Below are 25,627 nucleotides of genomic sequence, written 5' to 3'. Positions count from 1 at the left end.
GGCCTGGACGGAATGTGGGGAGGGACTGCAAATGGACTATCTGCTGAGTCTACTCAATAGTGCAGTGGGGAATCAGGAGGTGGCACGACTACTGTTTGTCGGTGCCATCACCTTGAGCGCGGTGCTGGCGGTGGTGACGGTGGCGCTGCTGATGATCGGACTGCAGGATCCGGTGCAGCGCCGACTGAAGGTGCTCAAAAGCGCCCAGGTAGCCGTTGGCGGTAGTCATCGCGCGCCGAGCAGCCTGCAACTGATGCTGGAACAGGTGGGTGAGCGGTTTGCTGGCAATCAGGACTGGCACAACTCGCCGACCCGCACCCTGCTGGTTCACGCGGGTTACCGTCAGCCTTCGGCTGCCCAAGCCTACTGGGCTGCGCGCCTGCTGCTGATGCTGGTGCTGGTCGGGATTGCTGTACTGGCGTTGCCATTCATCAAGGGGGCTTCTTTCCTGCAGTCAACCCTGCTGTTGTTAGGCGCCGCTGGAGTGGGCTGGATTGTGCCGGCGATCTATGTAGACAAGCGCAAGCAGGCGCGCATGCGCTTGCTGCGTGCAGGCTTTCCCGATGCACTGGATCTGTTGGTGGTTTGTGTCGAGTCGGGCCTGGCGTTGCCGCAATCCATCGAACGGGTGGCCGAGGAGCTGTCGGTCAGCCATGGCGAGTTGGCCGAGGAGCTGGCGCTGGTCAATGCCGAGATTAGGGCCGGCATCTCCAGTACCGAGGCCTTGCGCCACCTGGCGGATCGTACCGGTCTGGAGGATATCAACGGTCTGGTCAGTCTGCTTGCGCAGAGCATCCGCTTCGGTACCAGTGTGGCCGACACTCTGCGTATCTATGCCGAGGAGTTCCGTGATCGGCGTACCCAAGCGGCCGAGGAGCAGGCAGCGAAACTCGGTACCAAGTTGATCTTTCCACTAATCTTCTGTTTGTGGCCGAGCTTCTTCCTGGTCGTCATCGGACCGGTGATCGTCGGCGTTCTCAAGGCCTTCGGGAGATTGTGAGATGCATAGGATTGCACTTTTGGCAGCGCTTGCTGCCACGCTGGCAGGTTGCCAGACCACGGGGGAGAGCATCGGCAAGAGCCGCAATGATCTGTACGACGGCGGCCGTTCGGTGCTCTATCAGGTACAGAAGGGCGCCGACACTCCGGAGCAGGCCATGCGAATGGCCGCCGCCGCTTACAGCGCGGGGGACACTGATCAGGCGTTGTATCAGTATCTGCGCGCCAGCGAGCTGGACCCCAAGCGTTACGATGCGCTGGTGTGGGTGGGACGTATCCACCGCGAGCGGGGCAACAATCCGTTGGCCGAGCGGGCGCTGAACGATGTGCTCAAGGTTGAGCCGGGTAATCTCGAGGCCCTGAGCGAACTGGGTACGCTGCAGATCGCCATGCGTCGTTATCCTGAGGCGGCGAAGACCTTGGGTGGCGCGCTGCGCCTGGACCAGCAGCGTTTCGGTGGCGTGGTCCCGGCAGGGGAGCTGACCGACCCCGGTGTGCTGATGGTGGACGACAAGTCGCCTCTGCGGGTCTACAACGGCTTGGGGGTGCTGGCCGACCTGCGTAACGAATTCGATCGGGCTCACGTGTATTACCGCCTGGCGCTGCAGATCAGCCCGCGCTCGGCCATGGCGGCCAACAGTCTGGGCTACTCGCACTACTTGGCTGGTGAATGGCCGGCCGCCCGTCAGGCCTATCAGCAGGCGCTGGGCTTCGATGCCAGCTACAAGCCTGCGTGGCGCAACTACGGGATGCTGCTGGCCCGCATGGGCAATTACGAGGAAGCGCTATCGGCCTTCGAGCAGGTCGAGACCCGTGCCGAGGCGAGCAACGATGTGGGGTATGTCTGCCTGATCGAGGGTAACCTGGAGCAGGCGGAGCTGTTCTTCCGCAGCGCCATCGATCAGTCGCCTGCCCACTATGAAGTGGCTTCGCAGAACCTCAAGCGCGTCGAGCAGATTCGCCGCATCCGCAACAATGACGCCGGTGGCGGTAGCGACGTGAGCAGGATGTCGACCCCTGTGGCTCCTGCCGCCGGCCCCTTGACCATTCCGTCCGCTGTGCCGTTGGCGGCGTCCACACCGATGGTGTCGACCGTCAGCCTGCCTTCGCCGTTGCAGACGGGTACACCGTAACCGGAAAGGGGGCAACAGCAAGAAGCCGCGTCGATACGCGGCTTCTTGCTGTTGAGCTGTACACCGCCGGTTTCGCGTCGATCCAGTCGTAGGGTGGGGTGGGTCGGAGGCCATAACCCGCCAACCGGTCGCGAGGTCGGCACTGGTGATATCTGTCGGCATCGTCGGCGGGTTACGCCGCTGCGCGGCTAACCCACCCTACAGGTGCCACCTTCGAGGGTCGGCACTCTGCAGCTACTGCAGGCTATCCGATGACCAGCCATCCAGTCGGTCTACTTGCGGTGTTGTCGTGTCCGCAGGCTGAGCCTGCCGGCAGGCGCTGGGACTGTGGCCAAAATGCTGGCGGAAGGCACGGGCAAAGTAGGACGGATCCTTGAAGCCGACCATGTAGGCCACGCTGGAGACCGGGATCTCGCTGTTCAGCAGCAGTTCTTCGGCGGCCTGCATGCGCTTGCGCATCACGTACTCCTGAAAGCCGATCCCGCAGTTCTGCTTGAACAGGCGGCTGAAGCGCACCACGGTCATGGCGCAGAGCTCGGCCATGTCCTTCTCTTCGATCCGTTCCCGGAAGTGATTGTCGATATGCGCCAGGGCGGCGTAGAGCGGCTGGTGGATGTGCTGTCCGCGGTTCAGGCGCACGCAGTCGGGCAGTTGCTCGGTGCGCACTGGGCGCAGGCGCTGACTGCCCGGCGGGCGCCGGCGCAGTTCGTGGAGGTCACGCAGGGACTTGAGGTAGCGCTGCCGCTCGGCGCCGGACAGCGGCAGCGTCAGATACTCCCAGACGCCCGAGCGGAACGCCCAGACGGCCAGTTCCTCGGAGTGCTGCACGGTAAGCATGGTGATCGGGATGGAGGGCGCGCGGCGCTTGATCTCCAGCAGCAGGTTGAGGCCGCTGCTGTCGGGGCGGTCGAATTGCACGCAGATCATATCCGGCAGGTTCTTTTCGTCCGCTGCGGGCAGGCTGCCGAGCCCATAGCCCAAGGTGACCTGACATGGCGGGACAAATTGCTCGATGCACTGCTCGGCATTCTGTGCGCTGGTCAGATCGAACCACAACAGGCGGGGTTTGCTCGCGGCCTTGGCACTCATTCCACTGATTACTCGGCTGACTTGGTTCTGCTATCAATTCAAGATCATCCTGGACAGACGGAAGAGAACCAATCCTCCTAAGCAAGTTGGTTAAGTGATGTTTATTGGAATTAAAAGTGCGGGCAAAGAAAAAGCCGGCACAGTGGCCGGCTTGTTCTGTACTGCTCAGGCAGCGTCGCGAGGCGGGAGCCTCAGACCACGCCCTGGGCCAGCATGGCGTCGGCAACCTTGACGAAGCCGGCGATGTTGGCGCCCTTGACGTAGTTGATACGGCCATTCTCCTCGCCATAGCTGACGCAGGCGTGGTGGATGTTCTGCATGATGCTGTGCAGCTTGGCGTCCACTTCGCCGTCGGTCCACAGCAGACGCATGGAGTTCTGGCTCATTTCCAGACCCGACACGGCTACGCCGCCGGCGTTGGAGGCCTTGCCCGGCGCGTAGAGGATGCCGGCTTCGACGAACAGGTCGACCGCCTCGAGGGTGGACGGCATGTTGGCGCCTTCGGCCACACAGAAGCAGCCGTTCTTCAGCAGGGTGCGCGCGTCGTCGGCGTCCAGTTCGTTCTGGGTAGCGCACGGCAGGGCGATGTCGCACACCAGGTTCCACGGACGCTGGCCTTCCAGATACTGCAGGCCGAAGTGTGCCGCCATCTCTTCGATGCGACCGCGACGGACGTTCTTCAGGTCCATCAGGTAGTCGAACTGTTCCTTGTTCAGGCCCGCCTCGATCAGCACGGTGCCGCCGGAGTCGGACAGGGAGATGACCTTGCCGCCCAGTTCCATGACCTTCTGCGCGGCGTACTGGGCCACGTTGCCCGAGCCGGAGATTGCCACGCGCTTGCCGTCGAAGCCTTCGTGACGGGTCTTGAGCATTTCCTGGGCGAAGTACACGCAGCCGTAGCCGGTCGCTTCCGGACGGATCAGGCTGCCGCCGTAGCTCATGCCCTTGCCGGTCAGCACCGAGGTGAATTCGTTGGCCAGGCGCTTGTACTGGCCGAACAGGAAGCCGATTTCACGACCGCCGACGCCAATGTCACCGGCCGGTACGTCGAGGTTGGCGCCGACGTGACGGTACAGCTCGGTCATGAACGACTGGCAGAAGCGCATCACTTCGTTGTCGCTCTTGCCCTTCGGGTCGAAGTCGGAGCCGCCCTTGCCGCCGCCCATGGGCAGGGAGGTCAGCGAGTTCTTGAACACCTGCTCGAAGGCGAGGAACTTCAGCACGCCCAGGTTGACCGACGGGTGGAAGCGCAGGCCGCCCTTGTATGGACCGATGGCACTGCTCATCTGCACGCGGTAGCCACGGTTGACGCGGACCACGCCCTGATCGTCGACCCACGGTACGCGGAACAGGATGGCGCGTTCCGGCTCGACCATGCGCTCGAGGATGGCGGCCTTCAGGTAGCGCGGCTCGCTTTGCAGGAAGGGCCACAGGCTGCGGACCACCTCTTCCACGGCTTGGTGGAATTCGGGCTGGTTGGGGTCGCGCTGCTTGAGCTGCGTTAGGAAGGCGTCAAGAGACTGGGACATGGAGAGGCCTCGGAAGTTGGCTGCGAATGAATCTGGCCGTGTTCGGCAGGGCGTGAAATTTAGCAGGCCATGCGTGCTTCTTCATAGTGCGAAATGACGCCTTTATGAATCTTTTTGGTGCCTTTTTTGTAAGTGCGGACAAAAAAGCTTCATTTTCAAGCTGTTTTAGCATGACTTATGCACTGTTTTGGTTATATGTCGGCGCCATGCTGTCTTATCTTGGTGCGCGCGGGTTTTCGCCTCCCGCGCGGAGGCGGCGAATTTTCCTGGGGCAAGTCGGCGCCTTCGCGGTCGGTGGCACCGAGCGAATTCGGTTGCCGGAGAGTGCGGGAAGCCCCGGACGGCAGTGCGGCCGGGGATGTCAGTCGATACCGAGCTTTTTCAGCCGGTAGCGCATGGAGCGGAACGACAGGCCGAGGCGCTGGGCAGCCGCGGTGCGGTTCCAGCGGGTTTCCTCGAGGGCCTGCATGATCGCCTGGCGCTCGATGTTCTCGAGGAAGTCTTCAAGGTCGTCGATCTGTGCCAGGTTGCCGCTGGCGCCGTCACCGCCGCCCTGCGTCGGGGCATCGCCGAGGCGCAGGTCGCCGGCCTCGATCTGGTCGTCCTCGCACAGGGTGTAGGCGCGCTCGAGCATGTTTTCCAGCTCGCGCACGTTGCCGGGGAAGCGGTAGCTCTTCAGCTTTTCCAGCGCATCGCTGCTCAGGCGTGCCGGCGGCATGCCGCAGTCGACGGCCAGGCGCTGCAAGGCGCGCTCGGCAAGCAGGGCGATGTCTTCGCGGCGCTCGCGCAGCGGCGGTACGTTCAGTTCGATGACGTTGAGGCGGTAGTAGAGGTCCTGGCGGAAACGCCCGGCGGTGACCTCGCTGGCCAGGTCCTTGTGGGTGGCGCTGAGGATGCGCACGTCGACGGCGATCTCCTGCTGGCCGCCGACCGCGCGTACGGCCTTCTCCTGGATGGCGCGCAGCAGCTTGACCTGCATGGGCAGCGGCAGGTCGGCCACCTCGTCGAGGAACAGCGTGCCGCCGTCGGCGGCTTTGAACAGGCCGGGCTTGTCTTCTACTGCGCCGGTGAAACTGCCTTTCTTGTGGCCGAAGAACTCGCTTTCCATCAGCTCAGAAGGGATGGCGCCGCAGTTGACCGGCACGAACGGCTGCTCGGTGCGCGGGCCGAGCTCGTGGATCAGACGCGCCACCAGCTCCTTGCCGCTGCCCGATTCGCCGCTGATGTACACCGGCGCCTGGCTGCGCGACAGCTTGGCGATCTGCTTGCGCAGGGCGCGCATCGGCGGCGAATCGCCGAGCAGGCGGCTGTCCACCGAGCCATCGCCTTCGTCCTGGGGGCTGCGCAGGCGCAGGGCGGTGGCGACCAGCTCGCGCAGGCGGGCAAGGTCCACTGGTTTGGTGAGGAAGTCGAAGGCGCCGGCCTTGAGGGCATTGATCGCGGTGTCCAGGCTGCTGTAGGCCGTGATCATCGCCACCGGGGTCTGCGGATAGCGCTGCTGGATCAGTTGCACCAGCTCCAAGCCGGTACCGTCGGGCAGGCGCATGTCGGTCAGGCACAGGTCGAACGGTTCGCGCGCCAGCCACTCGCGGGCTTCCTTGACGTTGCGCGCGCAGCGGGTGTCCAGCTTCATGCGGCCGAGGGTGATTTCCAGCAGCTCGCGGATATCGGGTTCGTCGTCGACGATCAGGGCTCGTTGCGCCATGGTCAGCTCGTGGTTCTCGGATGGGCGAAGGTGATGCGAAAGCAGGCACCGCTGCCTTCGCGGGGCACGTAGTCCAAGCGGGCACGGTTGCTTTCACACAGTTCGCGGGAGATGTACAGGCCGAGGCCGGTGCCCTTGTTTTCGGTGGTGAAGAACGGCTCGAACAGGTTGGCCTGCTGGTCGGCGGGAATGCCGTCGCCGTCGTCGCAGATTTCCAGCACCGGCAGCTGGGTGTCGCTGTCGCGGAACAGGTTCAGCCAGACCTGGCCTCGGCCGTGCTTGCGGGCGCTATAGCGCAGCCCATTCTGCACCAGGTTGGTCAGCACCTGGGTCAGTTGCTGGGGGTCGATGCGGGTCTGGATCGAGCCGGCTTCGGTCTGCAGGTGGATCGTCGAGTCACCCCGCGGGCTTTCCCGCAGCTCGCCGGTAAAGCGGTGCAGCCAGTAGCGCAGGTCGAGCAATTGCGGCTCGGCCTGGCGCCGCCGCGACAGCTGCAGGATGTTCTCCACCACCAGATTCATCCGTCGCGAATGATCGAGAATGATGTGGGTCAGGCGGCGGTCCGGTGCGCTGAGGTCCTCGGCCTCCTGCAGCAGTTGGGCGGCGTGGCTGATGGCGCCCAGCGGGTTGCGGATCTCGTGGGCGATGCCGGCGGTCAGGCGGCCCAGGGAGGCCAGCTTGAGCTGCTGCGCCTGCTGGGCGAGTATCGAGACGTCCTCGAGAAAGATCAGGATGTCGCGCTCGCCCTTGCGCCGCAGCTGCACGAAGCTGGGCTGCAGCACCGGTCCTTCGGCGAAGGCCTGCAGGGTTGGCGGGCGCAGTGCCGGGTTTTCCTGCCATTGCTGCAGGCGCTCGAGCAGCACTGGACAGCATTGTTCTAGGGGCTGGTTTTCCAGCGGGTGCTGGCCGAGCAGGGACTGGCTGCTGGCGTTGGCCAGCAGCACGCGATGCTGCGGGTCGAGGGCCAGGATGCCGGTGCGCATGCGTTGCAGGATCAGGGCGTTGAGGACCTGCAGGTCGGCCACGTCGGCGGCGTGCCGGCGGGCCAGGGTTTCGCTCTGCTGCAGACGCCGGCTCAGCGCCTGGATGATCAGCGCGGCGACGAAGCACAGGGCGCCGAGAGCCCCGGCCTGGACGTAGTAGCTGGTGGCTGCTGATCGGCTGAGGCTGATGTAGAACGTCAGGTAGATCAGGCCGCTGCTGGCCAGCGCTGCGATCAGCAGGCCAAGGCGTCCGCGCAGGATGCTGTTGGACATCGCCACCGAAATCACCAGCAGCGGCGCCAGCCCGCTGCTGAGGCCGCCGGCGGCGTAGAACAGGGTGCTGAGCAGGGTCACGTCGAACAGCGCCAGGCCGAACAGGGTCAGGGGGCGGTTGGCCTGTTGTACCAGTACGCCGAGCACCACATTGGTGGCCAGGTAGGCCCAGCTGGCGTGGCGGAACAGGCGGGCATCGACCATGTCCAGCAGTTCACGGTGCATGTCGCTGGTGATCAGCAGGACCAGGGCCAGGCCGACGCTGAGGCGATAGAGATGGTACAGGCGCAGGATGCGCTGCCCCTGTGCGGTGCCCGGTGACCAGAAGTCAGCGTTGTTCAGGGGAGTCGTCTTGTTCCAGGTGGGCACGGCTGCAATACCAGCGGTTGTCGTGGGCGAGAGCTTCGTTCTGCGGCACATGCACACCGCAGTGGGCGCAGCGCACCATCGGCTGGGTCCTGGGCGCGGCGGGGGGGCGGGGTTCCTGTGGCGGTCGGACAAAGCGTCGCCACAGCCACCAGCCGATGGCGAACAGGGCGATGAGGGTCAACAGGCGCGCCATAATGCTCTCGTGCTACGCGGAAAAGGCGCCAGTGTAGCCAAGCCGGCGGCATGCGCCCAGCACCGTCGGCCACGACTGTGCGTTGTGTCGGCTGTGGCCGTTGCGGGAGAATGCGGCTCGTGCATCGGCGATGCGGGCGGCTCCGGTGGCTGTCGGCAGCCGCTTCTTCCAGATGGAGAGCAGAATGAGTCAAGTCCTGCGGGTCGCGATGGCCCAGCTCAACCTTCGCGTCGGCGATATCCACGGCAACGTCGAGCGCATCATCGAGGCTGCCGGACGCGCCCGCGCACAGTGGCAGGCGGATGTGATCGTGTTTCCCGAGCTGTCGCTGTGCGGTTATCCGCCGGAGGACCTGCTGCTGCGTGGCAGCATGCAGCTGCGCATCGAGGCGGCGCTCGAGCGGCTGTGCCGCGAGGTGCGCGGCATCCGCCTGCTGCTCGGCTTTCCGTGGGTGGAGGGCGAGCGGCGCTACAACGCCTGTGCGCTGCTCGATGACGGCCAGCTGGTGGCCCGCTACTACAAGCAGAAGCTGCCCAACTATCAGGTGTTCGACGAGAAGCGCTACTTCGATGCCGGCGATCAGGCATGCGTGGTGGACATCGCCGGCGTGCCGGTGGCGCTGAGCATCTGCGAGGACATCTGGCATGCCGAGCCGATGGCCGCCGCGCATGCCGCCGGCGCACGGCTGATGCTGAATCTCAACGCCTCGCCGTTCCACCAGGGCAAGCAGGTGCAGCGCGAGGAAACTCTGGCTGCGCGGGCGCGCGAGGGCGACATGCCGATCGTCTACGTCAACCAGGTTGGCGGTCAGGACGAGCTGGTGTTCGACGGCGGCTCCTGCGTGGTGGCGGCCAGCGGCCATGTGCTGCAGCGTGCCCCGGCCTATGAAGAGGGGTTGTTCCTCGCCGAGTTGCAGGTGGACGACGAGCTGGTGCAGCCGCAACCCGGCGCCTGCGCGGTGCTGGCCGATGAGGAGGCCAGCGTGTACGACGCGCTGGTGCTCGGCGTGCGCGACTACGTGCAGAAGAACGGCTTCAAGGGGGTGGTGCTCGGGCTGTCCGGTGGCATCGACTCGGCGCTGACCCTGGCGGTCGCGGTGGATGCACTGGGGGCCGACAAGGTCGAGGCGGTGATGATGCCGTACCGTTATACCGCGCAGATCAGCCTCGAGGATGCCGAGGCCGAGGCGCGCACGCTGAACGTGGCCTACAGCGTGCTGCCGATCGAGCCGATGGTCGAGGCGTTCATGGGCAGCCTGGCGCCGGTCTTCGCCGGACTGGCGCGCGATACCACCGAGGAGAATCTGCAGGCACGCTGCCGCGGCACGCTGCTGATGGCGATCTCCAACAAGAAAGGCTATCTGGTGCTGACCACCGGCAACAAGAGCGAGGTGGCGGTCGGTTACTGCACGCTGTACGGCGACATGGCCGGCGGCTTCGACGTGCTCAAGGACGTGCCCAAGACCCTGGTGTTCCGTCTTTGCGAGTATCGCAACAGCCTGGACGGGGAGGTGATTCCGCAGCGGGTCATCGACCGTCCGCCGTCCGCCGAGCTGGCGCCGGACCAGAAGGACGAGGATTCGCTGCCGCCCTACGCGGAGCTGGACGAGATCCTGCGCCTGTACGTGGAGGAGGACCAGTCGGCCGATGCCATCATCGCCCGCGGCTTTGCCGCCGATACCGTGCGCCGGGTGCTGCGCCTGGTCGATCTCAACGAATACAAGCGCCGCCAGGCTGCGGTCGGCCCGCGCATCACCCAGCGTGGCTTCGGTCGCGACCGCCGCTATCCGATCACTTCGGGCTGGCGCATCGGCGAGTGAAGCGCCACCTCCTCTTTCGGCGAGTCCGCGGGAGAGGGGGCGTCAGTCGGGCATGAAAAAGGGAGGCCGCAGCCTCCCTTTTTCGTTGCCAGTCGTGCCTCAGTCGAACAGGCCGAAGGTCATGCGGTGCCACCAGGAACGCTTCGGCGCGTTGCTGTCTTGCTCGGCTGCTTCGGCCTCGGTGTCTTCCGCGTTTTCCGGCTGCAGTTCCTCGGGGATGGCGTCCAAGGCTTCCTGATACTGGCGCTGCATGTCCTGGCTGGTACGGGTCTGGCCAGGCGGCAGCGGCGCTTCGTTGTCGATCAGGCCGAGGGTGGCCTTGCTCAGCCAGGAGCGGGTGTCGGCTTCTTCTTCGCGCGGCACGAACTCGCCGCTTTCCAGGGTCGGATGCTCGGGGTAATTGAGCTTGAGGGTGGCCAGGCTGCTGGCGGACAGATCGTCCAGGCCGAGGCGCTGGTAGGCTTCGGTCATCACCGCCAGGCCGTCGCCCACGGCCGGGGTTTCCTGGAAGTTTTCCACCACGTATCGGCCGCGGTTGGCGGCGGCGACGTAGGCCTGGCGCTTCAGGTAGTAGTTCGCGACGTGGATCTCGTAGGCGGCCAGCAGGTTGCGCAGATAGATCATGCGCGCCTTGGCATCGGGAGCGTAGCGGCTGTTGGGATAGCGGTTGACCAGTTGGGCGAACTCGTTGAACGAGTCACGGGCTGCGCCCGGGTCGCGCTTGGTCATGTCCAGCGGCAGGAAGCGTGCCATCAGGCCGCGGTCCTTGTCGAAGGAGGCCAGCCCCTTGAGGTAGTAGGCGTAGTCGGCGTTCGGATGCTGCGGATGCAGGCGAATGAAGCGCTCGGCGGCGGCACGTGCGGCCTCCGGCTCCTGGTTCTGGTAGTAGGCGTAGATCAGTTCGAGCTGCGCCTGCTCGGCGTAGCTGCCGAACGGGTAGCGCGACTCCAGGGCCTTGAGTGTGTCGACGGCGCTGGTGTAGCTCTTGTTGTCCAGATGCTCCTGCGCCTGCGTGTACAGCTCGGTCTCGCTGAGATTCTCGTCGATGACCTGCTTGGACGAACAGGCTGCGGTGAGAGCGAGGGTGGCGATCAGCAGCAGGTGTTTCACTTGCATGGCGCTTGGGTTCCCTGGGGCCGGGTGCGTGACAGGGGCCGGCCTGATATGATTGGTGCCCCAGAATCCTCTGGGGGAAATTCGTCGTATTTAACCACAAGCCTGTGGCTGAAACCAAAGCCGCACGGCCCTCCCCGATGTCAGTCATGTCCGAAATCATTCAATTGCGTGCCGAGGTGCCGTCCGAACTGGGCGGGCAACGTCTGGACCAGGTCGCCGCCCAGGTCTTTCCCGATCATTCGCGCTCGCGCCTGGCTGGCTGGATCAAGGATGGCCGGCTGACCGTCGACGGTGCCGTGCTGCGTCCGCGCGACACCGTCTATGGTGGTGCCGTGCTGCAGCTGGAGGCCGAGCGCGACGCGCAGGTCGAGTACCAGGCGCAGGATATCGAGCTGAACATCGTCTACGAGGACGAGCACATCCTGGTGCTGGACAAGCCGGCGGGACTGGTCGTGCATCCGGCTGCCGGGCATGCCGACGGCACCCTGCTCAACGCCTTGTTGCACCATGCCCCTGCGCTGGCCAGCGTGCCGCGCGGCGGTATCGTTCACCGCCTCGACAAGGACACCACCGGCCTGATGGTGGTCGCCAAGACGCTCGAGGCGCACACCAATCTGGTCGCCCAGTTGCAGGCGCGCAGTGTCAGCCGCATCTACGAGGCCATCGTCCTCGGCGTGGTTACCGCCGGTGGCAAGGTCGATGCGCCCATCGGTCGCCATTCGCAGCAGCGTCAGAAAATGGCGGTGACCTCCACCGGCAAGCCGGCGGTAAGCCACTACCGGGTGCTCGAGCGCTTCCGCGCGCACACCCATGTGCGGGTCAAGCTGGAAACCGGGCGCACCCACCAGATCCGCGTGCACATGGCCCACGTCAATTTTCCGCTGGTCGGGGATCCCGTCTACGGCGGGCGCTTCCGCATTCCGCCGGCGGCCAATCCGGTGCTGGTCCAGGCCCTGCGCGACTACCCGCGCCAGGCGCTGCATGCGCGTTTCCTCGAGCTGGATCACCCGGTGACCGGCGAGCGCATGGGCTGGGAGTCGCCGCTGCCGGACGACTTCGTCGAGCTGCTCAACCTGCTGCGTGGTGATCGCGAGGCGTTTATCGGATGAGCCTCGTCCCGGGCGATCTGCTGATCCCCGATTGGCCGGCACCGGCCAACGTACGTGCCTGCGTGACGACCCGCGCGGGCGGCGTCAGCCTGGTACCGTTCGCTACGCTCAACCTCGGCGATCATGTCGGCGACGATCCCGTCGCCGTGGCGGAGAATCGTCGCCGCCTGCAGGCGTTGCTCGGCTGCCGGGCGGCCTGGCTCTGCCAGGTCCACGGCGTGAGCGTGGTCGAGGCCGATCCGACGCAGGTCGCCGAGGCCGATGCCAGCTGGAGCGCCACCCCCGGCGTGGCCTGCGCCATCATGACCGCCGACTGCCTTCCGGTGCTGTTCTGCGACCGCGCCGGCACTCGCGTGGCCGCCGCCCATGCCGGCTGGCGCGGGCTGGCTGCCGGGGTGCTGGAGGCCAGCGTCGCGGCGCTGGGCTGTCCGGCCGATCAGGTGTTGGCCTGGCTCGGTCCTGCCATCGGTGCGCAGGCCTTCGAGGTCGGTGCCGAGGTGCGCGAAGCCTTCGTCGCGCAGCATGCCGAGGCGGCCGAGGCCTTCGTGCCCAGCGTCAATCCCGGGCGCTTCATGGCCGATCTGTACCGGCTGGCGCGCATTCGCCTGGCGGCCATCGGCGTCACCGCCGTGTACGGTGGCGGGCTGTGCACCTTCGGCGATGCCGAGCGCTTCTATTCCTACCGACGCGAGCCGCGTACCGGCCGCATGGCCAGCCTGATCTGGCTGGAGCCGGAACGGGCCTGAATGGGCGTGTAGGTAACTCGCGAAGCGATTACCTGCCACCCAGGCTGCGCCCACCCCATCGGTAGAAGATCGCTGCGCGAGTCTTCTACCCTACGGCGCCATTGACCCCTGTCAAGCTCCCGCCCCTTGAATCGCCTGTAATCGTCCTCATCTATGCTGCAACCGAATCCCTAAGCGGACTGTTGGTGTTGTCGGGTACCGGCTGCCCGGTCCGCTGTTGCTTGCGAAGGACGAACCCATGCGTATCGACCGTTTGACCAGCAAACTGCAATTGGCGCTTTCCGATGCCCAGTCGCTGGCCGTAGGCCGCGATAACAGCGCCATCGAGCCGCTGCACCTGATGTCCGCCCTGCTCGAGCAGCAGGGCGGCTCGATCCGCCCGCTGCTGATGCAGGTCGGTTTCGACATCGCCTCCCTGCGCCAGGCGCTGGCCAAGGCGCTCGACGACCTGCCGAAGATCCAGAACCCCACCGGTGACGTGAACATGTCGCAGGATCTGGCGCGGCTGCTCAACCAGGCGGACCGCCTGGCCCAGCAGAAGGGCGACCAGTTCATTTCCAGCGAGCTGGTATTGCTCGCTGCGCTGGAAAGCGGCACCAAGCTGGGCAAGCTGCTGCTGGCCCAGGGGGTGAGCAAGCAGGCGCTGGAGAACGCCATCAGCAACCTGCGCGGCGGCGAGGCGGTCAACGATCCCAACGCCGAGGAGTCGCGCCAGGCGCTCGACAAGTACACCGTCGACATGACCAAGCGCGCCGAGGAGGGAAAGCTCGACCCGGTGATCGGTCGCGACGACGAGATCCGCCGCACCATCCAGGTCCTGCAGCGGCGCACCAAGAACAACCCGGTGCTGATCGGCGAGCCGGGCGTGGGCAAGACCGCCATCGTCGAGGGCCTGGCCCAGCGCATCGTCAACGGCGAGGTGCCCGACGGCCTCAAGGACAAGCGCCTGCTGTCGCTGGACATGGGCGCGCTGATCGCCGGCGCCAAGTTCCGCGGCGAGTTCGAGGAGCGCCTCAAGGCGGTGCTCAACGAGCTGGGCAAGCAGGAAGGGCGCGTCATCCTGTTCATCGACGAGCTGCACACCATGGTCGGCGCCGGTAAGGCTGAGGGCTCGATGGACGCCGGCAACATGCTCAAGCCGGCGCTGGCCCGCGGCGAGCTGCACTGCGTCGGCGCCACCACCCTTGACGAGTACCGCCAGTACATCGAGAAGGACGCCGCGCTGGAGCGCCGTTTCCAGAAGGTGCTGGTCGACGAGCCGAGCGAGGAGGACACCATCGCCATCCTGCGCGGCCTCAAGGAGCGCTACGAGGTGCACCATGGGGTGACCATCACCGACGGGGCGATCATCGCGGCAGCAAAATTGAGTCACCGTTACATCACCGACCGCCAGCTGCCGGACAAGGCCATCGACCTGATCGACGAGGCGGCCAGCCGCATCCGCATGGAGATCGACTCCAAGCCCGAGGAGTTGGATCGCCTGGATCGTCGCCTGATTCAGCTGAAGATCGAGCGCGAGGCGCTGAAGAAGGAAACCGACGAGGCCACCAAAAAGCGCCTGGCCAAGCTGGAGGAGGACATCGCCAAGCTCGAGCGCGAGTACGCCGATCTGGAGGAAATCTGGAAGTCGGAGAAGGCCGAGGTGCAGGGCTCGGCGCAGATCCAGCAGCAGCTCGAGCAGGCCAGGGCTGATATGGAGGCGGCGCGCCGCCGCGCCGACCTGCAGCGCATGGCCGAGCTGCAGTACGGCACCATCCCCGAGCTGGAGCGCAAGCTGGCCACGGTGGACGAGCGCGAGCCGCGTGAGCACCAGCTGCTGCGCAACCGCGTCACCGACGAGGAGATCGCCGAGGTGGTGTCCAAGTGGACCGGCATCCCGGTGGCCAAGATGATGGAGGGCGAGCGCGACAAGCTGCTGCGCATGGAGGCCGAGCTGCACAAGCGGGTGATCGGCCAGCACGAGGCGGTAGTGGCGGTGTCCAACGCGGTGCGTCGTTCGCGCGCCGGGCTGGCCGACCCGAACCGGCCGAGCGGCTCCTTCCTGTTCCTCGGCCCGACCGGGGTGGGCAAGACCGAGCTGTGCAAGGCGCTGGCCGAGTTCCTCTTCGATACCGAGGAGGCCATGGTGCGCATCGACATGTCCGAGTTCATGGAGAAGCATTCGGTGTCCCGCCTGATCGGCGCCCCGCCGGGTTATGTCGGCTACGAGGAGGGCGGTTACCTGACCGAGGCGGTGCGCCGCAAGCCGTACTCGGTGATCCTCATGGACGAGGTGGAGAAGGCCCACCCGGATGTGTTCAACGTGCTGCTGCAGGTGCTTGAGGACGGTCGCCTGACCGACAGCCAGGGCCGCACCGTGGACTTCAAGAACACCGTGGTGGTGATGACCTCCAACCTCGGCTCGGCGCAGATCCAGGAGCTGGTCGGCGATCCGGAGGCGCAGCGCGCCGCGGTGATGGACGCGGTGAGCCATCACTTCCGGCCCGAGTTCATCAACCGCATCGACGAGGTGGTGGTGTTCGATCCGCTGGGCAAGGAGCAGATCGGTGGCATCGCCGAGATCCAGCTCGGCCGCCTGCGTTCACGCCTGGCCGAGCGCGAGCTGAATCTCGAGCTGACCCCGGAGGCGCTGGAGAAGCTGATCGCCGTCGGCTACGACCCGGTGTACGGCGCGCGCCCGCTCAAGCGTGCCATCCAGCGCTGGATCGAGAACCCGCTGGCGCAGCAGATCCTCGCTGGCGAATTCGCGCCGGGCGCGACCATTCATGCCAAGGTCGAGGGCGAGGAGATCGTGTTCGCCTGACCTCGACAACAGCTTGGCGCCCGAGGGGCGCCGGGCTGGGGCGATGGGGGCGGTCGCACCGCTGTCCAGCAAGGTTTGGATGCAAGCAACAAGGGCACGAGGCTTTTGGCCGTCGTGCCCTTGTTGCTTGTGGAGCTCTCAGCTATCGGCCGGCAATGGTTTGCCGTCTTCCATCCGTTGCAGGACTCGATAGATGGCCTGCAGGGCGCGCTCCATCAGGGGCGTATCCGTCGGTTCGCCGAGCAGGCGTACGTTGCCGTCCAGCAACGCCTGGGCCAGGTGGGCGGCGGGCCAGCTGCGGCTGTGTTCGCCGCTGGGGTCGATGAACAGGTAGTGGCGGGTCGCCGGGCTGAACCAGGATAGGCGCAGGCGGCGCTGCTGGCCGTCCTCCTGGAAGCCGAACAGGGTGCCGAACGGCAGTGACTGCAGCTGTTGCAGGCGGGCCTCCAGCTCCTCCGGCACGTCTGCGGACGAGGCGGGGTGTGCGGGCTGCTCGGCTTCCGGCTGGCCTTGCAGCATGGCGCCAAGCGGGTTGTCCGGTAGCTGCGCGCTCAGGCGGGCGGCCAGCTCCGGCTGCTGTGCCTGCACCGCATGCTGGCAAGTGACCACGTCCTGTAGCAGACGGCGGATGCGGTCTTCGGGCAGGCTGCCCAGTCGCTGCAGGCCCATACGCAGTTGTTCCAGCAGCTCCAGGCGCTCGCGCTGCAGGCGCTCGCGGCCGCTGTGGTCCAGCGGTGTGCAGCTCCACGCCAGTTGTTCGGCGGCCAGGCAGGCGCGTCGCCATTCGTCGCTCTGTTCGCCCTGGCGCAGGTGAGTCAGGGCCAGTACGTCGCGCCAGCCGCTCTCCAGCAGCTCTTGAATCAGTCGTGGCAGCGTCCGGCCGATCAGTACCCTTCGGATCTGCTCGCCGGCCTGCTGTCGGGCGGCCTGCATCCGGTCGTTGCCACGTGCGGCATCCAGCGTGCGCCGTTCGCGCAGCTCGACGCGCTGCTGCAGGCGACGCAGGTACTCCTCGAACTCCTGCAGCAGGCTGGGGAACAGGGTGGCGTCGCCGCTGAAGTCCTGAATGATGCGCTCGACGATCAGCTGCATCTTGGTCTGCAGGCCCGATGTATCGCTGTCTTCGGCAAAGCGCGCGCCGGCCTTGGCCATGCAGTCCAGCAGTTGGCGAGCAGGATGATCGCCATGGGTGAACAGTCGGCGGTCGCGCAGGGCGAGCTTCAGGTAGGGCGTATGCAGGTGCGAAAGCACGGTCTTGCAACGGTCCGGCAGGGCCGGGTCGTCGAGAATGAAGGCGAACAACATGCCGACCAGGTCGATGATGTCGGCATCGTCGTCGGTCAGCATCTGCTGGTCGGGCAGGGTGCAGGCGGCCTCCAGTTCGGCATGCAGTCGCGCCTTGAGCTGCTTGGCATCCTGCGGCTGGTAAAGTTTGCCGACGATTTCGCGGGCGCTCACCTGCTGCAGGCGGGTCAGTGCAGCCATCAGCTCGGTTTCGCTGTAGGTACCCGCCGGGGCGGATGGCGGCGCGCTTGCCGACTGGCTGGGTGAGGCGCCTGGATGGGCATCGTTGCCGTTGCCGTTGCCGTTGCCGTGGCGCCGGCTTAGCAGGCGGGTGACGCCCTGGAACAGTTGTTCCGCCTCGCTGCGGGGCTCGCTCGGCCAGCTATCACCATGGCTCCTGCGCCCTTGCCCCTCGGGCGGGGGCGGATTGGCTGACGGCCGCGCCGGTGTGCGAGGGCGAGACAGCTTGTCGCTGAGCTGCGGGAGAACGTTCGCCTCGATCAGGAGCTTGTTGAGAGCGCTGTACAGCGGGGCGAGCGAGCTCATGACCTGTTGTTCGAACAGGTCGTACAGGACGCGGCGGATTCGCAGGGGCAGTGCTTCGTCGGGCAGCGCCAGGCGAAAGGCGGTGGCGATGGCTTCCGGAGTGCATGGAGCATCCTGCTTCAGGGCTGTCGCTGGGTCGCGGCACAGCTGTGCCAGACGTTGTGTCAGCGCATCGAGTTGGGTTGCACAGTGGCTCTGGCAGCGCTTGACCATGTTGCCCAACAGCAGACTCTCCTCATGCTCGTCGTGGGCGATGAGCGACAGCGGGTTGCGGGCAGTGGGCGTCGGCGCCTTGCCGTGCAGGGGGCGACCTTCGAAATAGGCAGCGAACTCGCCCGCCAGCCGCTGGTGGAAGTGGCGGATGATGTGTGCCCGCTGGGTGCGTACTTCGCGCATGCTATCGAAGAACAGTGCCTGCTCGCGGTTGTTGGTCGCCTTGTTGGCTTGGGCGAACAGGGCATCATCGGCTTGTTCGAAGGTGCAGCCCAGGTGCTGGTCAAGATGGTTCAGCAGCAATTGGCGACAGCTTTGCTCGATCTGGCCGAAACGCGGCTGGATGGTGCGACCGGCGAGTGCAGGAGGTGCGGGATGATCGGGTGGTGGCGTATGACTCATGATGGTCTGGCGGGCCAGAGCTCTGTGCTCTCAGAATGAGCGCACATATAACAAGCGCGGGGTGATCCTGCCAAGTGCCAGAAAAATCTTTTGTTGAGGGTTGACAATGCCTTGGAAGTCCGTAGAATGCCGCGCCACTGATACGGGAAATCGGCAACGCCGAAACCTGTAAAAGTTGGAAGTGTATAAGTTCCGCGATAGCTCAGTCGGTAGAGCAAATGACTGTTAATCATTGGGTCCCTGGTTCGAGTCCAGGTCGCGGAGCCAATTTCCAGACGGGGTATAGCGCAGTCCGGTAGCGCGCCTGCTTTGGGAGCAGGATGTCGGGAGTTCGAATCCCCCTACCCCGACCAGATTTGGGTCGTTAGCTCAGTGGTAGAGCAGTTGGCTTTTAACCAATTGGTCGTAGGTTCGAATCCCACACGACCCACCAAATCGCCTTCTCAGGAAGGACTAAAAAGCTGGAAGTGCCGTAAGGCCTTCCAGCTTTTTTGTTTGTCCGTTTTTTGCTGGCTACGCTAATCTTTCCGGCCGAGGCTGTACGTGTCTAACCGGTGCGGCTTTCAGATAACCAGCGCGGCCAGCAGGCGGCTCAACAGGCCGAGGCCGGCCACCACCCCCAGCAGTGCGAGCATCAGCAGCCACGGCCGGAACGCGCGGCGCTCGGTGCGGTGCTGTGGGGTGTTCAAATACTGCGCGACCCTGCGCTGGTCTTCGGGATTCAGATGGCTGCTCATGGTTCTCTCGCTCAAAGGGGCTTGCCCTCATTCTAGGTCGTGCGCTGCGATCGAGCATGGCTGGGCAATGGCGACGATCTGGCATGCCTCCTGCGGTGTAGACTGTTTCGAGTATCCCGCGTCGTCATGCGCTCGGCGCCGTGCCCAACAGCCAACAGCGAAAATCCTCATGCAGCTGCGCGAAGTTTCCCCGTCCGATCACGCCGCTCTTCACGTCCTCTGGATGCGCACGCCAGGTATTCAATTGCGCGCTGAGGATGCCTATGTGCCGTTCTGCGCCTACCTGGCGCGCAATCCCGGGCTGAGCCTGCTGGTCGAGGAGGAGGGGACGATTGTCGGCTGCCTACTGGCCGGCCATGATGGGCGGCGCGGCTACCTGCAGCACCTGCTGGTCGATCCAAGTTGCCGGCAGCGCGGCATCGCCACGGCGCTGATCGAGGCGGTGTTGGCCCGTCTGGCGGCACAGGGCATCGCCAAGAGCCATGTCTTCGTCCTCGACGCCGCGCCGCAGGCGCTGGCCTTCTGGCGCGCCCGTGCTGGCTGGAGCGAGCGTGAGGATATTCGAGTCTTTTCCACTGTGGAGTGCAATCGATGAAACGCTGGATGTTGCTGGGCCTGGCCCTGCTGGCTGCTACCGTACAAGCTCTGGAAACGGGCGAGCGTCTCGCGCCTTGGACCCTTAGCGACCAGTTCGACCAGCCCTACACCCTCGATGACCAGCTGCACGTCCTGCTGGTGGCGCGCAGCATGGATGGCGCCAAGCTGCTCGGCGCGGCGCTGGAGGGGCGGCCCAAGGGGTATCTGGAGGCTCGTCAGGCGCTGTTCGTGGCCGATATCAGTCGCATGCCCGGCCTGATCGGCAAGCTGTTCGCCATTCCGGCGATGCGCGACTACAGCTATCGCGTGCTGCTGGATCGCGAGGCGCAGGTGGTGCCGCAATATGCCGCTCCGCAGGAGGGTGTGCTCTGGTTGCAGCTGGATCAGGGTGTGCTGCGCGAGCGCAAGGTGTTCACCGATGCGGCAGCGCTGCGCGCGGCGCTGGAGCAGGTCGCGCCGTGATCGCTGCGGCGCTGCTGTCCGCGTCCAGCTTGTGGCTGGGAGCCCTGCTGTTCCTGCCGTTGCTATTGGCGGCGCTCTGGCATGCGCCCTGGGTCGAGCTGTTCAGCGACTTCCGCCGCCAGCACCTGCTGTTTGGCACCGTGCTGGCGCTGTTCCTGCTCTGGCTGGTACGGCGCGATTTCCCTTCCGGATTGTCCTATCATTTCATCGGCATGACCGCGGTGACCCTGCTGCTCGACTGGCCGCTGGCGGTGCTCGCTGCCTTCGTTGCCCAGTTGGGGGTTGCTGCCCTTGGGCGCCAGGACTGGCTGGCTCTGGGGGTGAATGGTGTGCTGTTGATCTTTATCCCGGTGCTTATCGCCGAGGTCTGTGCGCGACTGGTCGAGCGCCTGCAGCCGCGCAACCTGTTCGTCTACATCTTCTTCAGCGGTTTCTTCCCGGCGGCGCTGACCGCGGTGCTGGTTCTGCTCGCCGGCCTCGGTGTGCTGCTGATCGATGGCATCTACCAGATGCCGCCCTGGCTTGACGACTTCGCCGGCTACTTGTGGCTGATCATGTTTCCCGAGGCCTTCATCAACGGCATGGTGGTTACCGCGCTGGTGGTGTTCTATCCGGACTGGCTGGAAACCTTCAACCGCACCCGCTACCTGCAGGCGCCATGGAAGGACGAGGAGCGCTAGGGCGGGCAACGCCGGTCGATCAGTGCCGCATCCCGTCCAGCTCGCCGCTGAACAGCTCGTCCTCCAGCGAATCGCCCGGAATCTTGTGCTCCTCGGCGGCCCAGGCGCCGAGGTCGATCAGCTTGCAGCGCTCGCAGCAGAACGGCCGGTATGGGTTGTCGGTACTCCACTCCACCTGGGTAGAACAGGTCGGGCAGGCTACGGTCAGCGGTTTTTTCATTGAGGCTGGCCTCCTTCAAGTGTCAGATAGAATTCGTGCAGGCGTTCCACCTCGCGCTGCAGCCAGGCCAGGTCGCGGTCGTTGACCAGTACGTCGTGGGCATGGCGCAGGCGCTCCTCGCGGCTGGCCTGGGCTTGTAGGATGGCGCGCACCTGCTCCTCGGGCACCTGGTCGCGCTGCATGGTCCGGTGGATCTGCACCTGCTCCGGCACATCCACCACCAGCACGCGGCGAGCCATCTCGCGCTGCGCCGTCGACTCGACCAGCAGCGGTGATACCAAGATTGCGTAGGGCGAGCGCGCCTCGTCCAGCACGCTGCGGATTTCCGTGCGGATCAGTGGGTGCAGCAGCTGCTCCAGCCACTGGCGCTCTTCGGGCGCCTGGAAGATCCTTGTGCGCAGCGCCGCGCGGTTCAGTGCGCCATCGTCTAGGAGGATCTGCTCGCCGAAGCGGTCGACGATATGTGCCAGTGCCGGCCGCCCCGGCTCCACCACCCAGCGCGCTGCCTGATCGGCATCCACCAGATGCACGCCGAGGCTGGCGAAATGGCTGGCCGCCGCGCTCTTGCCGCTGCCTATGCCGCCGGTGAGGCCGAGAATCCAGGGTTTCATTGGGGGGATGATCCGTTGCCGCGATGGCGCATTATCGCCCGGATGGCGGCAGGGCTCCACAGGGAGGGCGCACCCTACGCTCAACCCATCCCGGCAAACTGCAGGTAGTGGCCGGTTATCTCGTCGCCCCACAGCAGCGCAATCCAGCCGGCGATGGCCAGATAAGGGCCGAAGGGCAGCGGCGTGCCGCTTTCGGCGTTGCGCATGCGCAGGATGATCAGGCCGAGCACCGCGCCGACCACCGAGGACAGCAGGATGGTCAGCGGCAGGATCTGCCAGCCGCCCCAGGCACCGAGCATTGCCAGCAGCTTGAAGTCGCCGTAGCCCATGCCTTCCTTGCCGGTCACCAGCTTGAACAGCCAGTACACCGACCACAGGCTGAGATAGCCGGCCACCGCACCCCAGAAGGCATCGCCCGGCGAGGCGAACAGCCCCGACTGGTTGACGATCAGCCCCAGCCACAGCAGCGGCAGCACCAGCACATCCGGCAGCAGCTGATGGTCGGAGTCGATCAGGCTCATCGCCAGCAGTCCCCAGCTCAGCAGCAGCACGGCGCCGGCCTGCCAGGTGAAGCCGAAATGCCAGGCGACGTAGCCGGAAAGGACTCCGCAGGCCAGCTCCACCAGCGGATAGCGCTTGCTGATCGGTGCCTTGCAGCCCGAACAACGCCCGCGCAGCAGCAGCCAGCTGATGATCGGGATGTTCTCCCAGGCGCGGATCTGGTGCCCGCAGTGCGGGCAGCTGGAGTCCGGCAGCAGCAGGTTGAAGCGCTCGCTTGGCTCATCGTGCTCCAGTTCGAGCACTTCACGCGCTTGGGATTGCCAGTCGCGCTGCATCATGATCGGTAGACGATAGACCACCACGTTGAGGAAGCTGCCGACCAGCAGGCCGAGGATGGTGGCGCAGAAAACAAAGGCCAGTGCGTGCCTGGCCAGAAGTTCGAAAATACTCATTTAGCCGATCACGCCGCCGAGGCTGAAGATCGGCAGGTACATGGCGATGATCAGGCCGCCGACCAGCACGCCGAGCACGGCCATGATCATCGGTTCCATCAGGGTGGTCAGGTTGTCAACCAGGTTGTCAACTTCGGCCTCGTAGTACTCGGCGACCTTGTCCAGCATATAGTCGAGCGAGCCGGACTCTTCGCCGATGGAGGTCATCTGCACGGCCATGGCCGGGAAAACCCCGGTGGCGCGCATCGAGAAATTGAGTTGCATGCCGGTGGACACGTCCTGCTTGACGCGGTTGACCGCCGTGCGAAAAACCACGTTGCCGGCGGCGCCGGCCACCGAGTCCAGCGCTTCTACCAATGGCACACCGGCCGCGAAGGTGGTAGCCAGGGTGCGTGCATAGCGGGCCACTGCGCCCTTATAGAAAATGTCGCCGAAGATCGGCAGTTTGAGCAGGCTGCGATCCATTGCGTCGCGGAACTTCTCCGAGCGCAGGTGGGCCTGCTTGAAGGAGAAGCCGAAGGCTACCAGGCCGATGAGTGCGAAGAAGCCATTGGCCTGTAGCCACTCGGACATATGGATGACCATCAAGGTGAAGGCCGGCAGTTCGGCGCCGAAGCCGGCGAATACGCCCTGGAAGGTCGGCACCACCTTGATCAGCAGGATGGCGGTGACGATCACCGCCACCACGATCACCGAGATGGGGTAGGTCATCGCCTTCTTGATCTTGGCCTTGAGCGCCTCGGTCTTTTCCTTGTAGCTGGCGATACGGTCTAGCAGTGTCTCCAGCGCACCGGACTGCTCGCCCGACTCCACCAGGTTGCAATACAGGTCGTCGAAGTACTTGGGCATCTTGCGCAGCGAGCTGGCCAGGCTGTTGCCGCTGGCAACCTCCTGCTTGATCTCCAGCACCAGCGTGCGCATGTTGGGGTTTTCCACGCCGTCGGCGATGATGTCAAACGACTGCAGCAGCGGCACGCCGGATTTCATCATGGTCGCCATCTGTCGGGTGAAGATGGCGATATCCATGGGCTTGATCTTCTTGCCCTGGCCGAACAGCGAGCCAGCCTTCTTCTTCACCTTGAGCGGGTTGATGCCCTGCTTGCGCAGCTGGGCCTTGACCAAATTGGGGTTCGGGCCGCTGATTTCGCCCTTGACCTTTGTTCCCTTGCGGTCGGTGCCTTCCCAGACGAAGGTGCTGTTCTGTAACGGTTTGGCCGCCATGGTTAATCCTTGGTCACACGGTTGACTTCCGCGAGGCTGGTCATGCCTTGCATGGCTTTGAGCAGGCCCGAGGTGCGCAGATCGTTGAAGCCTTCCTCGCGTGCTTTGCTCGCGATCTCTATGGAATTGCCTTCTTCCATGATAATCCGCTGCAATGCTGGCGTGATTTTAACCACTTCATAAATACCGACACGGCCCTTGTAGCCGCCCTTGCAGGCGTCGCAGCCGACCGGCTGATAGAGCTTGAACTTGCCGATCTGCTCTTCCGGGAAGCCTTCCTCGAGCAGCGCTTCGCGCGGAATGTCGTGGACCTTTTTGCACGCTGGACACAGGCGGCGGGCCAGGCGCTGGGCGATGATCAGGTTGACCGAGGTGGCAATGTTGAACGACGGCACGCCCATGTTGCGCAGTCGCGTCAGCGTTTCCGCGGCGCTGTTGGTGTGCAGGGTGGACATCACCATGTGGCCGGTCTGCGCCGCCTTGACGGCGATCGAGGCGGTTTCCAGGTCGCGGATTTCGCCAACCATGATCACGTCCGGGTCCTGGCGCAGGAAGGCGCGCAGCGCCTGCGTGAAGTCCATGCCCTGTTTGGGGTTGACGTTGACTTGGTTGATGCCTTCCAGGTTGATTTCCACCGGGTCTTCGGCGGTGGAGATGTTGATGTCCGGGGTGTTGAGGATGTTTAGGCCGGTGTACAGGGACACGGTCTTGCCCGAGCCGGTGGGCCCGGTGACCAGGATCATGCCCTGCGGCTGGCTCAGCGCCTTGAGATACAGCTCTTTCTGCACTTCCTCGTAGCCCAGGGCGTCGATGCCCATCTGCGCGCTGGTCGGGTCGAGAATCCGCATCACGATCTTCTCGCCCCACAGCGTCGGGCAGGTGTTGACCCGAAAGTCGATGGCCTTGTTGGCGGAAACCTTCAGCTTGATCCGACCGTCCTGGGGCTTGCGTCGCTCGGAAATATCCATGGCCGACATCACCTTAAGGCGCGCGGCGATGCGGCTGGCCAGCTGCAGTGGAGGCTTGGCGACCTCGAAGAGAATGCCGTCGGTACGGAAGCGCACTCGGTAGCTTTTTTCGTAGGGCTCGAAGTGCAGGTCGGAGGCGCCGCCGCGGATCGCGTCCAGCAGCATCTTGTGGACGAACTTGACCACCGGCGAGTCGTCGGCCTCGTTGGCCGCCGCTTCCTCCTTCTTTTCGCCGCCCTGCTCCATTTCGACGCCATCCAGATCGACATCGCTGAGCTCTTCCATGCCGCTGGCGCCGCTATCGAAGAACTTGTCGATGGCTTCGCCGAGCTTGTCGTCTTCCACCAGCAGGGTTTCCACCGTCAGCCCGGTGCTGAACTGGACGTCGCGGATGGCCTGCTGGTTGGTGGGGTCGGAGACGCCGACGAACAGCAGGTTGCCGCGGCGCAACAGCGGCAGCACCCGGTGCTGGCGGATCAGCTTCTCGCTGACCAGCTCCTTGGGTTGCTGCTCCTTGTCCAGCGCCTTCAGTTCCAGCAGCGGCAGGCCGAACTGCTCGGCGGCCATCTCGGCCAGCGCACGCGGCTTGACCAGCTTGTTCTGCACCAGATGGCTGACCAGCGGGATCTTGTTGCGCAGCGCTTCGGCCTGGGCCTGCTGCGCCGTCTTGGCATCGAGCAGCTCGGCGAATACCAGCTGGCGGGCCAGGCCGGTGAGGGCGATGGAGTCGTTCATGGAGAGGCAACCTGCTAATCCGGTGGCTGCCTTATAGCGTACTGACGCCTGGCTGCCAAATCCCTGCGTTTGGTGTGACAAAAAACGGCACATCCTGCCGCGGTGTCGACCTGTTGATCCGGTGTGGGCGTG

At 64.9% G+C, this 25,627-nt stretch carries 22 protein-coding genes and 3 tRNA genes; 12 read left to right on the top strand and 13 right to left on the bottom strand.

Going from position 1 to position 25,627, the window contains the following annotated elements; genetic code table 11:
- Window positions 1-31: 31 nt before the first annotated feature.
- Complete coding sequence (locus KRX52_RS17155; RefSeq protein WP_217682945.1) at window positions 32-1,000, top strand: type II secretion system F family protein; 969 nt, start codon at window positions 32-34, stop codon at window positions 998-1,000.
- A 19-nt stretch (window positions 1,001-1,019) separates the two neighbouring features.
- The gene (locus KRX52_RS17150; protein ID WP_254797639.1) at window positions 1,020-2,132 is read left to right on the top strand and encodes a tetratricopeptide repeat protein; all 1,113 of its coding nucleotides are present in this window, start codon (window positions 1,020-1,022) and stop codon (window positions 2,130-2,132) included.
- 234 nt (window positions 2,133-2,366) lie between these two features.
- Here KRX52_RS17150 and KRX52_RS17145 read toward each other — a convergent pair whose 3' ends face one another.
- From KRX52_RS17145 to KRX52_RS17125, 5 genes are all read right to left on the bottom strand, one after another.
- Complete coding sequence (locus KRX52_RS17145; RefSeq protein WP_217682943.1) at window positions 2,367-3,221, bottom strand: response regulator transcription factor; 855 nt, start codon at window positions 3,219-3,221, stop codon at window positions 2,367-2,369.
- 191 nt (window positions 3,222-3,412) lie between these two features.
- Window positions 3,413-4,750 carry an NADP-specific glutamate dehydrogenase gene (gdhA, locus tag KRX52_RS17140; protein WP_217682942.1) on the bottom strand — a complete coding sequence of 446 codons (1,338 nt, stop codon included), beginning with the start codon at window positions 4,748-4,750 and terminating at the stop codon, window positions 3,413-3,415.
- A gap of 361 nt (window positions 4,751-5,111) precedes the next feature.
- Window positions 5,112-6,455, bottom strand: coding sequence for a sigma-54-dependent transcriptional regulator (locus KRX52_RS17135; protein WP_217682941.1), 1,344 nt, complete (start codon window positions 6,453-6,455; stop codon window positions 5,112-5,114).
- A 2-nt stretch (window positions 6,456-6,457) separates the two neighbouring features.
- Window positions 6,458-8,053, bottom strand: a complete 1,596-nt coding sequence (locus tag KRX52_RS17130) for a sensor histidine kinase (RefSeq protein ID WP_254797651.1) — start codon at window positions 8,051-8,053, stop codon at window positions 6,458-6,460.
- The gene (locus KRX52_RS17125; RefSeq protein WP_217682939.1) at window positions 8,040-8,273 is read right to left on the bottom strand and encodes a PP0621 family protein; all 234 of its coding nucleotides are present in this window, start codon (window positions 8,271-8,273) and stop codon (window positions 8,040-8,042) included. The genes KRX52_RS17130 and KRX52_RS17125 overlap by 14 nt, the downstream gene beginning before the upstream one ends.
- Window positions 8,274-8,457: 184 nt before the next feature.
- Here KRX52_RS17125 and KRX52_RS17120 point away from each other — a divergent pair, with 184 nt between their 5' ends.
- Complete coding sequence (locus KRX52_RS17120; RefSeq protein WP_217682938.1) at window positions 8,458-10,092, top strand: NAD+ synthase; 1,635 nt, start codon at window positions 8,458-8,460, stop codon at window positions 10,090-10,092.
- Window positions 10,093-10,191: 99 nt separating this feature from the next.
- On the opposite strand, the gene KRX52_RS17115 is transcribed toward KRX52_RS17120, so the two are convergent.
- Window positions 10,192-11,208: an outer membrane protein assembly factor BamD gene (locus KRX52_RS17115; RefSeq protein WP_217682937.1), complete on the bottom strand. Its 1,017-nt coding sequence runs from the start codon at window positions 11,206-11,208 to the stop codon at window positions 10,192-10,194.
- A 146-nt stretch (window positions 11,209-11,354) separates the two neighbouring features.
- Here KRX52_RS17115 and rluD point away from each other — a divergent pair, with 146 nt between their 5' ends.
- The 3 genes from rluD to clpB all read left to right on the top strand — a co-directional run bounded on the left by rluD (window position 11,355) and on the right by clpB (window position 15,866).
- Complete coding sequence (gene rluD, locus KRX52_RS17110) at window positions 11,355-12,317, top strand: 23S rRNA pseudouridine(1911/1915/1917) synthase RluD (RefSeq protein WP_217682936.1); 963 nt, start codon at window positions 11,355-11,357, stop codon at window positions 12,315-12,317.
- Window positions 12,314-13,063, top strand: a complete 750-nt coding sequence (gene pgeF, locus KRX52_RS17105) for a peptidoglycan editing factor PgeF (RefSeq protein WP_217682935.1) — start codon at window positions 12,314-12,316, stop codon at window positions 13,061-13,063. Before rluD ends, pgeF begins: the two co-directional genes overlap by 4 nt.
- A gap of 238 nt (window positions 13,064-13,301) precedes the next feature.
- On the top strand, window positions 13,302-15,866 hold the full coding sequence (clpB, locus tag KRX52_RS17100; protein ID WP_217682934.1) for an ATP-dependent chaperone ClpB: 2,565 nt from the start codon (window positions 13,302-13,304) through the stop codon (window positions 15,864-15,866).
- A gap of 138 nt (window positions 15,867-16,004) precedes the next feature.
- On the opposite strand, the gene KRX52_RS17095 is transcribed toward clpB, so the two are convergent.
- On the bottom strand, window positions 16,005-18,311 hold the full coding sequence (locus KRX52_RS17095) for a DUF1631 domain-containing protein (protein WP_217682933.1): 2,307 nt from the start codon (window positions 18,309-18,311) through the stop codon (window positions 16,005-16,007).
- A gap of 191 nt (window positions 18,312-18,502) precedes the next feature.
- Here KRX52_RS17095 and KRX52_RS17090 point away from each other — a divergent pair.
- The 3 genes from KRX52_RS17090 (at window position 18,503) to KRX52_RS17080 (ending at window position 18,744) form a co-directional block, all read left to right on the top strand.
- Window positions 18,503-18,578 (top strand) — tRNA-Asn (locus tag KRX52_RS17090).
- A 9-nt stretch (window positions 18,579-18,587) separates the two neighbouring features.
- Window positions 18,588-18,664 (top strand) — tRNA-Pro (locus tag KRX52_RS17085).
- A 5-nt stretch (window positions 18,665-18,669) separates the two neighbouring features.
- A tRNA-Lys gene (locus tag KRX52_RS17080) sits at window positions 18,670-18,744 on the top strand.
- Between the two features lie 130 nt (window positions 18,745-18,874).
- On the opposite strand, the gene KRX52_RS17075 is transcribed toward KRX52_RS17080, so the two are convergent.
- A complete protein-coding gene (locus KRX52_RS17075) occupies window positions 18,875-19,048 on the bottom strand; it encodes a DUF3094 family protein (protein ID WP_217682932.1) in 174 nt (57 codons plus the stop codon).
- A 169-nt stretch (window positions 19,049-19,217) separates the two neighbouring features.
- On the opposite strand from KRX52_RS17075, the gene KRX52_RS17070 reads away from it, so the two are divergent.
- Genes KRX52_RS17070 through KRX52_RS17060 form a run of 3 tightly spaced genes read left to right on the top strand, consistent with a single transcriptional unit; the run spans window position 19,218 to window position 20,787 of the window.
- The gene (locus tag KRX52_RS17070; protein ID WP_217682931.1) at window positions 19,218-19,643 is read left to right on the top strand and encodes a GNAT family N-acetyltransferase; all 426 of its coding nucleotides are present in this window, start codon (window positions 19,218-19,220) and stop codon (window positions 19,641-19,643) included.
- The gene (locus KRX52_RS17065) at window positions 19,640-20,107 is read left to right on the top strand and encodes an FAD/FMN-containing dehydrogenase (RefSeq protein ID WP_217682930.1); all 468 of its coding nucleotides are present in this window, start codon (window positions 19,640-19,642) and stop codon (window positions 20,105-20,107) included. Before KRX52_RS17070 ends, KRX52_RS17065 begins: the two co-directional genes overlap by 4 nt.
- The gene (locus KRX52_RS17060) at window positions 20,104-20,787 is read left to right on the top strand and encodes an energy-coupling factor ABC transporter permease (protein WP_217682929.1); all 684 of its coding nucleotides are present in this window, start codon (window positions 20,104-20,106) and stop codon (window positions 20,785-20,787) included. The genes KRX52_RS17065 and KRX52_RS17060 overlap by 4 nt, the downstream gene beginning before the upstream one ends.
- A 19-nt stretch (window positions 20,788-20,806) precedes the next feature.
- On the opposite strand, the gene yacG is transcribed toward KRX52_RS17060, so the two are convergent.
- From yacG to pilB, 5 genes are all read right to left on the bottom strand, one after another.
- A complete protein-coding gene (gene yacG / locus KRX52_RS17055) occupies window positions 20,807-21,007 on the bottom strand; it encodes a DNA gyrase inhibitor YacG (RefSeq protein WP_217682928.1) in 201 nt (66 codons plus the stop codon).
- On the bottom strand, window positions 21,004-21,618 hold the full coding sequence (gene coaE / locus KRX52_RS17050; protein WP_217682927.1) for a dephospho-CoA kinase: 615 nt from the start codon (window positions 21,616-21,618) through the stop codon (window positions 21,004-21,006). The genes yacG and coaE overlap by 4 nt, the downstream gene beginning before the upstream one ends.
- 80 nt (window positions 21,619-21,698) lie before the next feature.
- Window positions 21,699-22,571, bottom strand: coding sequence for a prepilin peptidase (locus KRX52_RS17045; RefSeq protein ID WP_217682926.1), 873 nt, complete (start codon window positions 22,569-22,571; stop codon window positions 21,699-21,701).
- Complete coding sequence (locus KRX52_RS17040; protein ID WP_217682925.1) at window positions 22,572-23,792, bottom strand: type II secretion system F family protein; 1,221 nt, start codon at window positions 23,790-23,792, stop codon at window positions 22,572-22,574.
- A 2-nt stretch (window positions 23,793-23,794) separates the two neighbouring features.
- Window positions 23,795-25,495 carry a type IV-A pilus assembly ATPase PilB gene (pilB, locus tag KRX52_RS17035; RefSeq protein ID WP_217682924.1) on the bottom strand — a complete coding sequence of 567 codons (1,701 nt, stop codon included), beginning with the start codon at window positions 25,493-25,495 and terminating at the stop codon, window positions 23,795-23,797.
- Between the last annotated feature and the right edge of the window lie 132 nt (window positions 25,496-25,627).

It is taken from the genome of Geopseudomonas aromaticivorans, from assembly GCF_019097855.1.
GTDB classification, from domain to species: Bacteria; Pseudomonadota; Gammaproteobacteria; order Pseudomonadales; family Pseudomonadaceae; genus Geopseudomonas; species Geopseudomonas aromaticivorans.
Note: the sequence above shows the minus strand (reverse complement) of the source record. Positions and strands in the feature narration are given on the sequence as shown.

Bases quoted from the DNA above. Each gene is read 5' to 3' on its own strand.
- KRX52_RS17095 (WP_217682933.1), bottom strand. From the start codon at position 18,311: ATGAGTCATACGCCACCACCCGATCATCCCGCACCTCCTGCACTCGCC.
- coaE (WP_217682927.1), bottom strand. From the start codon at position 21,618: ATGAAACCCTGGATTCTCGGCCTCACCGGCGGCATAGGCAGCGGCAAG.
- pilB (WP_217682924.1), bottom strand. From the start codon at position 25,495: ATGAACGACTCCATCGCCCTCACCGGCCTGGCCCGCCAGCTGGTATTC.
- gdhA (WP_217682942.1), bottom strand. From the start codon at position 4,750: ATGTCCCAGTCTCTTGACGCCTTCCTAACGCAGCTCAAGCAGCGCGAC.
- KRX52_RS17065 (WP_217682930.1), top strand. From the start codon at position 19,640: ATGAAACGCTGGATGTTGCTGGGCCTGGCCCTGCTGGCTGCTACCGTA.
- KRX52_RS17135 (WP_217682941.1), bottom strand. From the start codon at position 6,455: ATGGCGCAACGAGCCCTGATCGTCGACGACGAACCCGATATCCGCGAG.
- clpB (WP_217682934.1), top strand. From the start codon at position 13,302: ATGCGTATCGACCGTTTGACCAGCAAACTGCAATTGGCGCTTTCCGAT.
- KRX52_RS17040 (WP_217682925.1), bottom strand. From the start codon at position 23,792: ATGGCGGCCAAACCGTTACAGAACAGCACCTTCGTCTGGGAAGGCACC.
- KRX52_RS17120 (WP_217682938.1), top strand. From the start codon at position 8,458: ATGAGTCAAGTCCTGCGGGTCGCGATGGCCCAGCTCAACCTTCGCGTC.
- yacG (WP_217682928.1), bottom strand. From the start codon at position 21,007: ATGAAAAAACCGCTGACCGTAGCCTGCCCGACCTGTTCTACCCAGGTG.
- pgeF (WP_217682935.1), top strand. From the start codon at position 12,314: ATGAGCCTCGTCCCGGGCGATCTGCTGATCCCCGATTGGCCGGCACCG.
- KRX52_RS17115 (WP_217682937.1), bottom strand. From the start codon at position 11,208: ATGCAAGTGAAACACCTGCTGCTGATCGCCACCCTCGCTCTCACCGCA.
- KRX52_RS17075 (WP_217682932.1), bottom strand. From the start codon at position 19,048: ATGAGCAGCCATCTGAATCCCGAAGACCAGCGCAGGGTCGCGCAGTAT.
- KRX52_RS17145 (WP_217682943.1), bottom strand. From the start codon at position 3,221: ATGAGTGCCAAGGCCGCGAGCAAACCCCGCCTGTTGTGGTTCGATCTG.
- KRX52_RS17155 (WP_217682945.1), top strand. From the start codon at position 32: ATGGACTATCTGCTGAGTCTACTCAATAGTGCAGTGGGGAATCAGGAG.
- KRX52_RS17125 (WP_217682939.1), bottom strand. From the start codon at position 8,273: ATGGCGCGCCTGTTGACCCTCATCGCCCTGTTCGCCATCGGCTGGTGG.
- KRX52_RS17070 (WP_217682931.1), top strand. From the start codon at position 19,218: ATGCAGCTGCGCGAAGTTTCCCCGTCCGATCACGCCGCTCTTCACGTC.
- KRX52_RS17045 (WP_217682926.1), bottom strand. From the start codon at position 22,571: ATGAGTATTTTCGAACTTCTGGCCAGGCACGCACTGGCCTTTGTTTTC.
- rluD (WP_217682936.1), top strand. From the start codon at position 11,355: ATGTCCGAAATCATTCAATTGCGTGCCGAGGTGCCGTCCGAACTGGGC.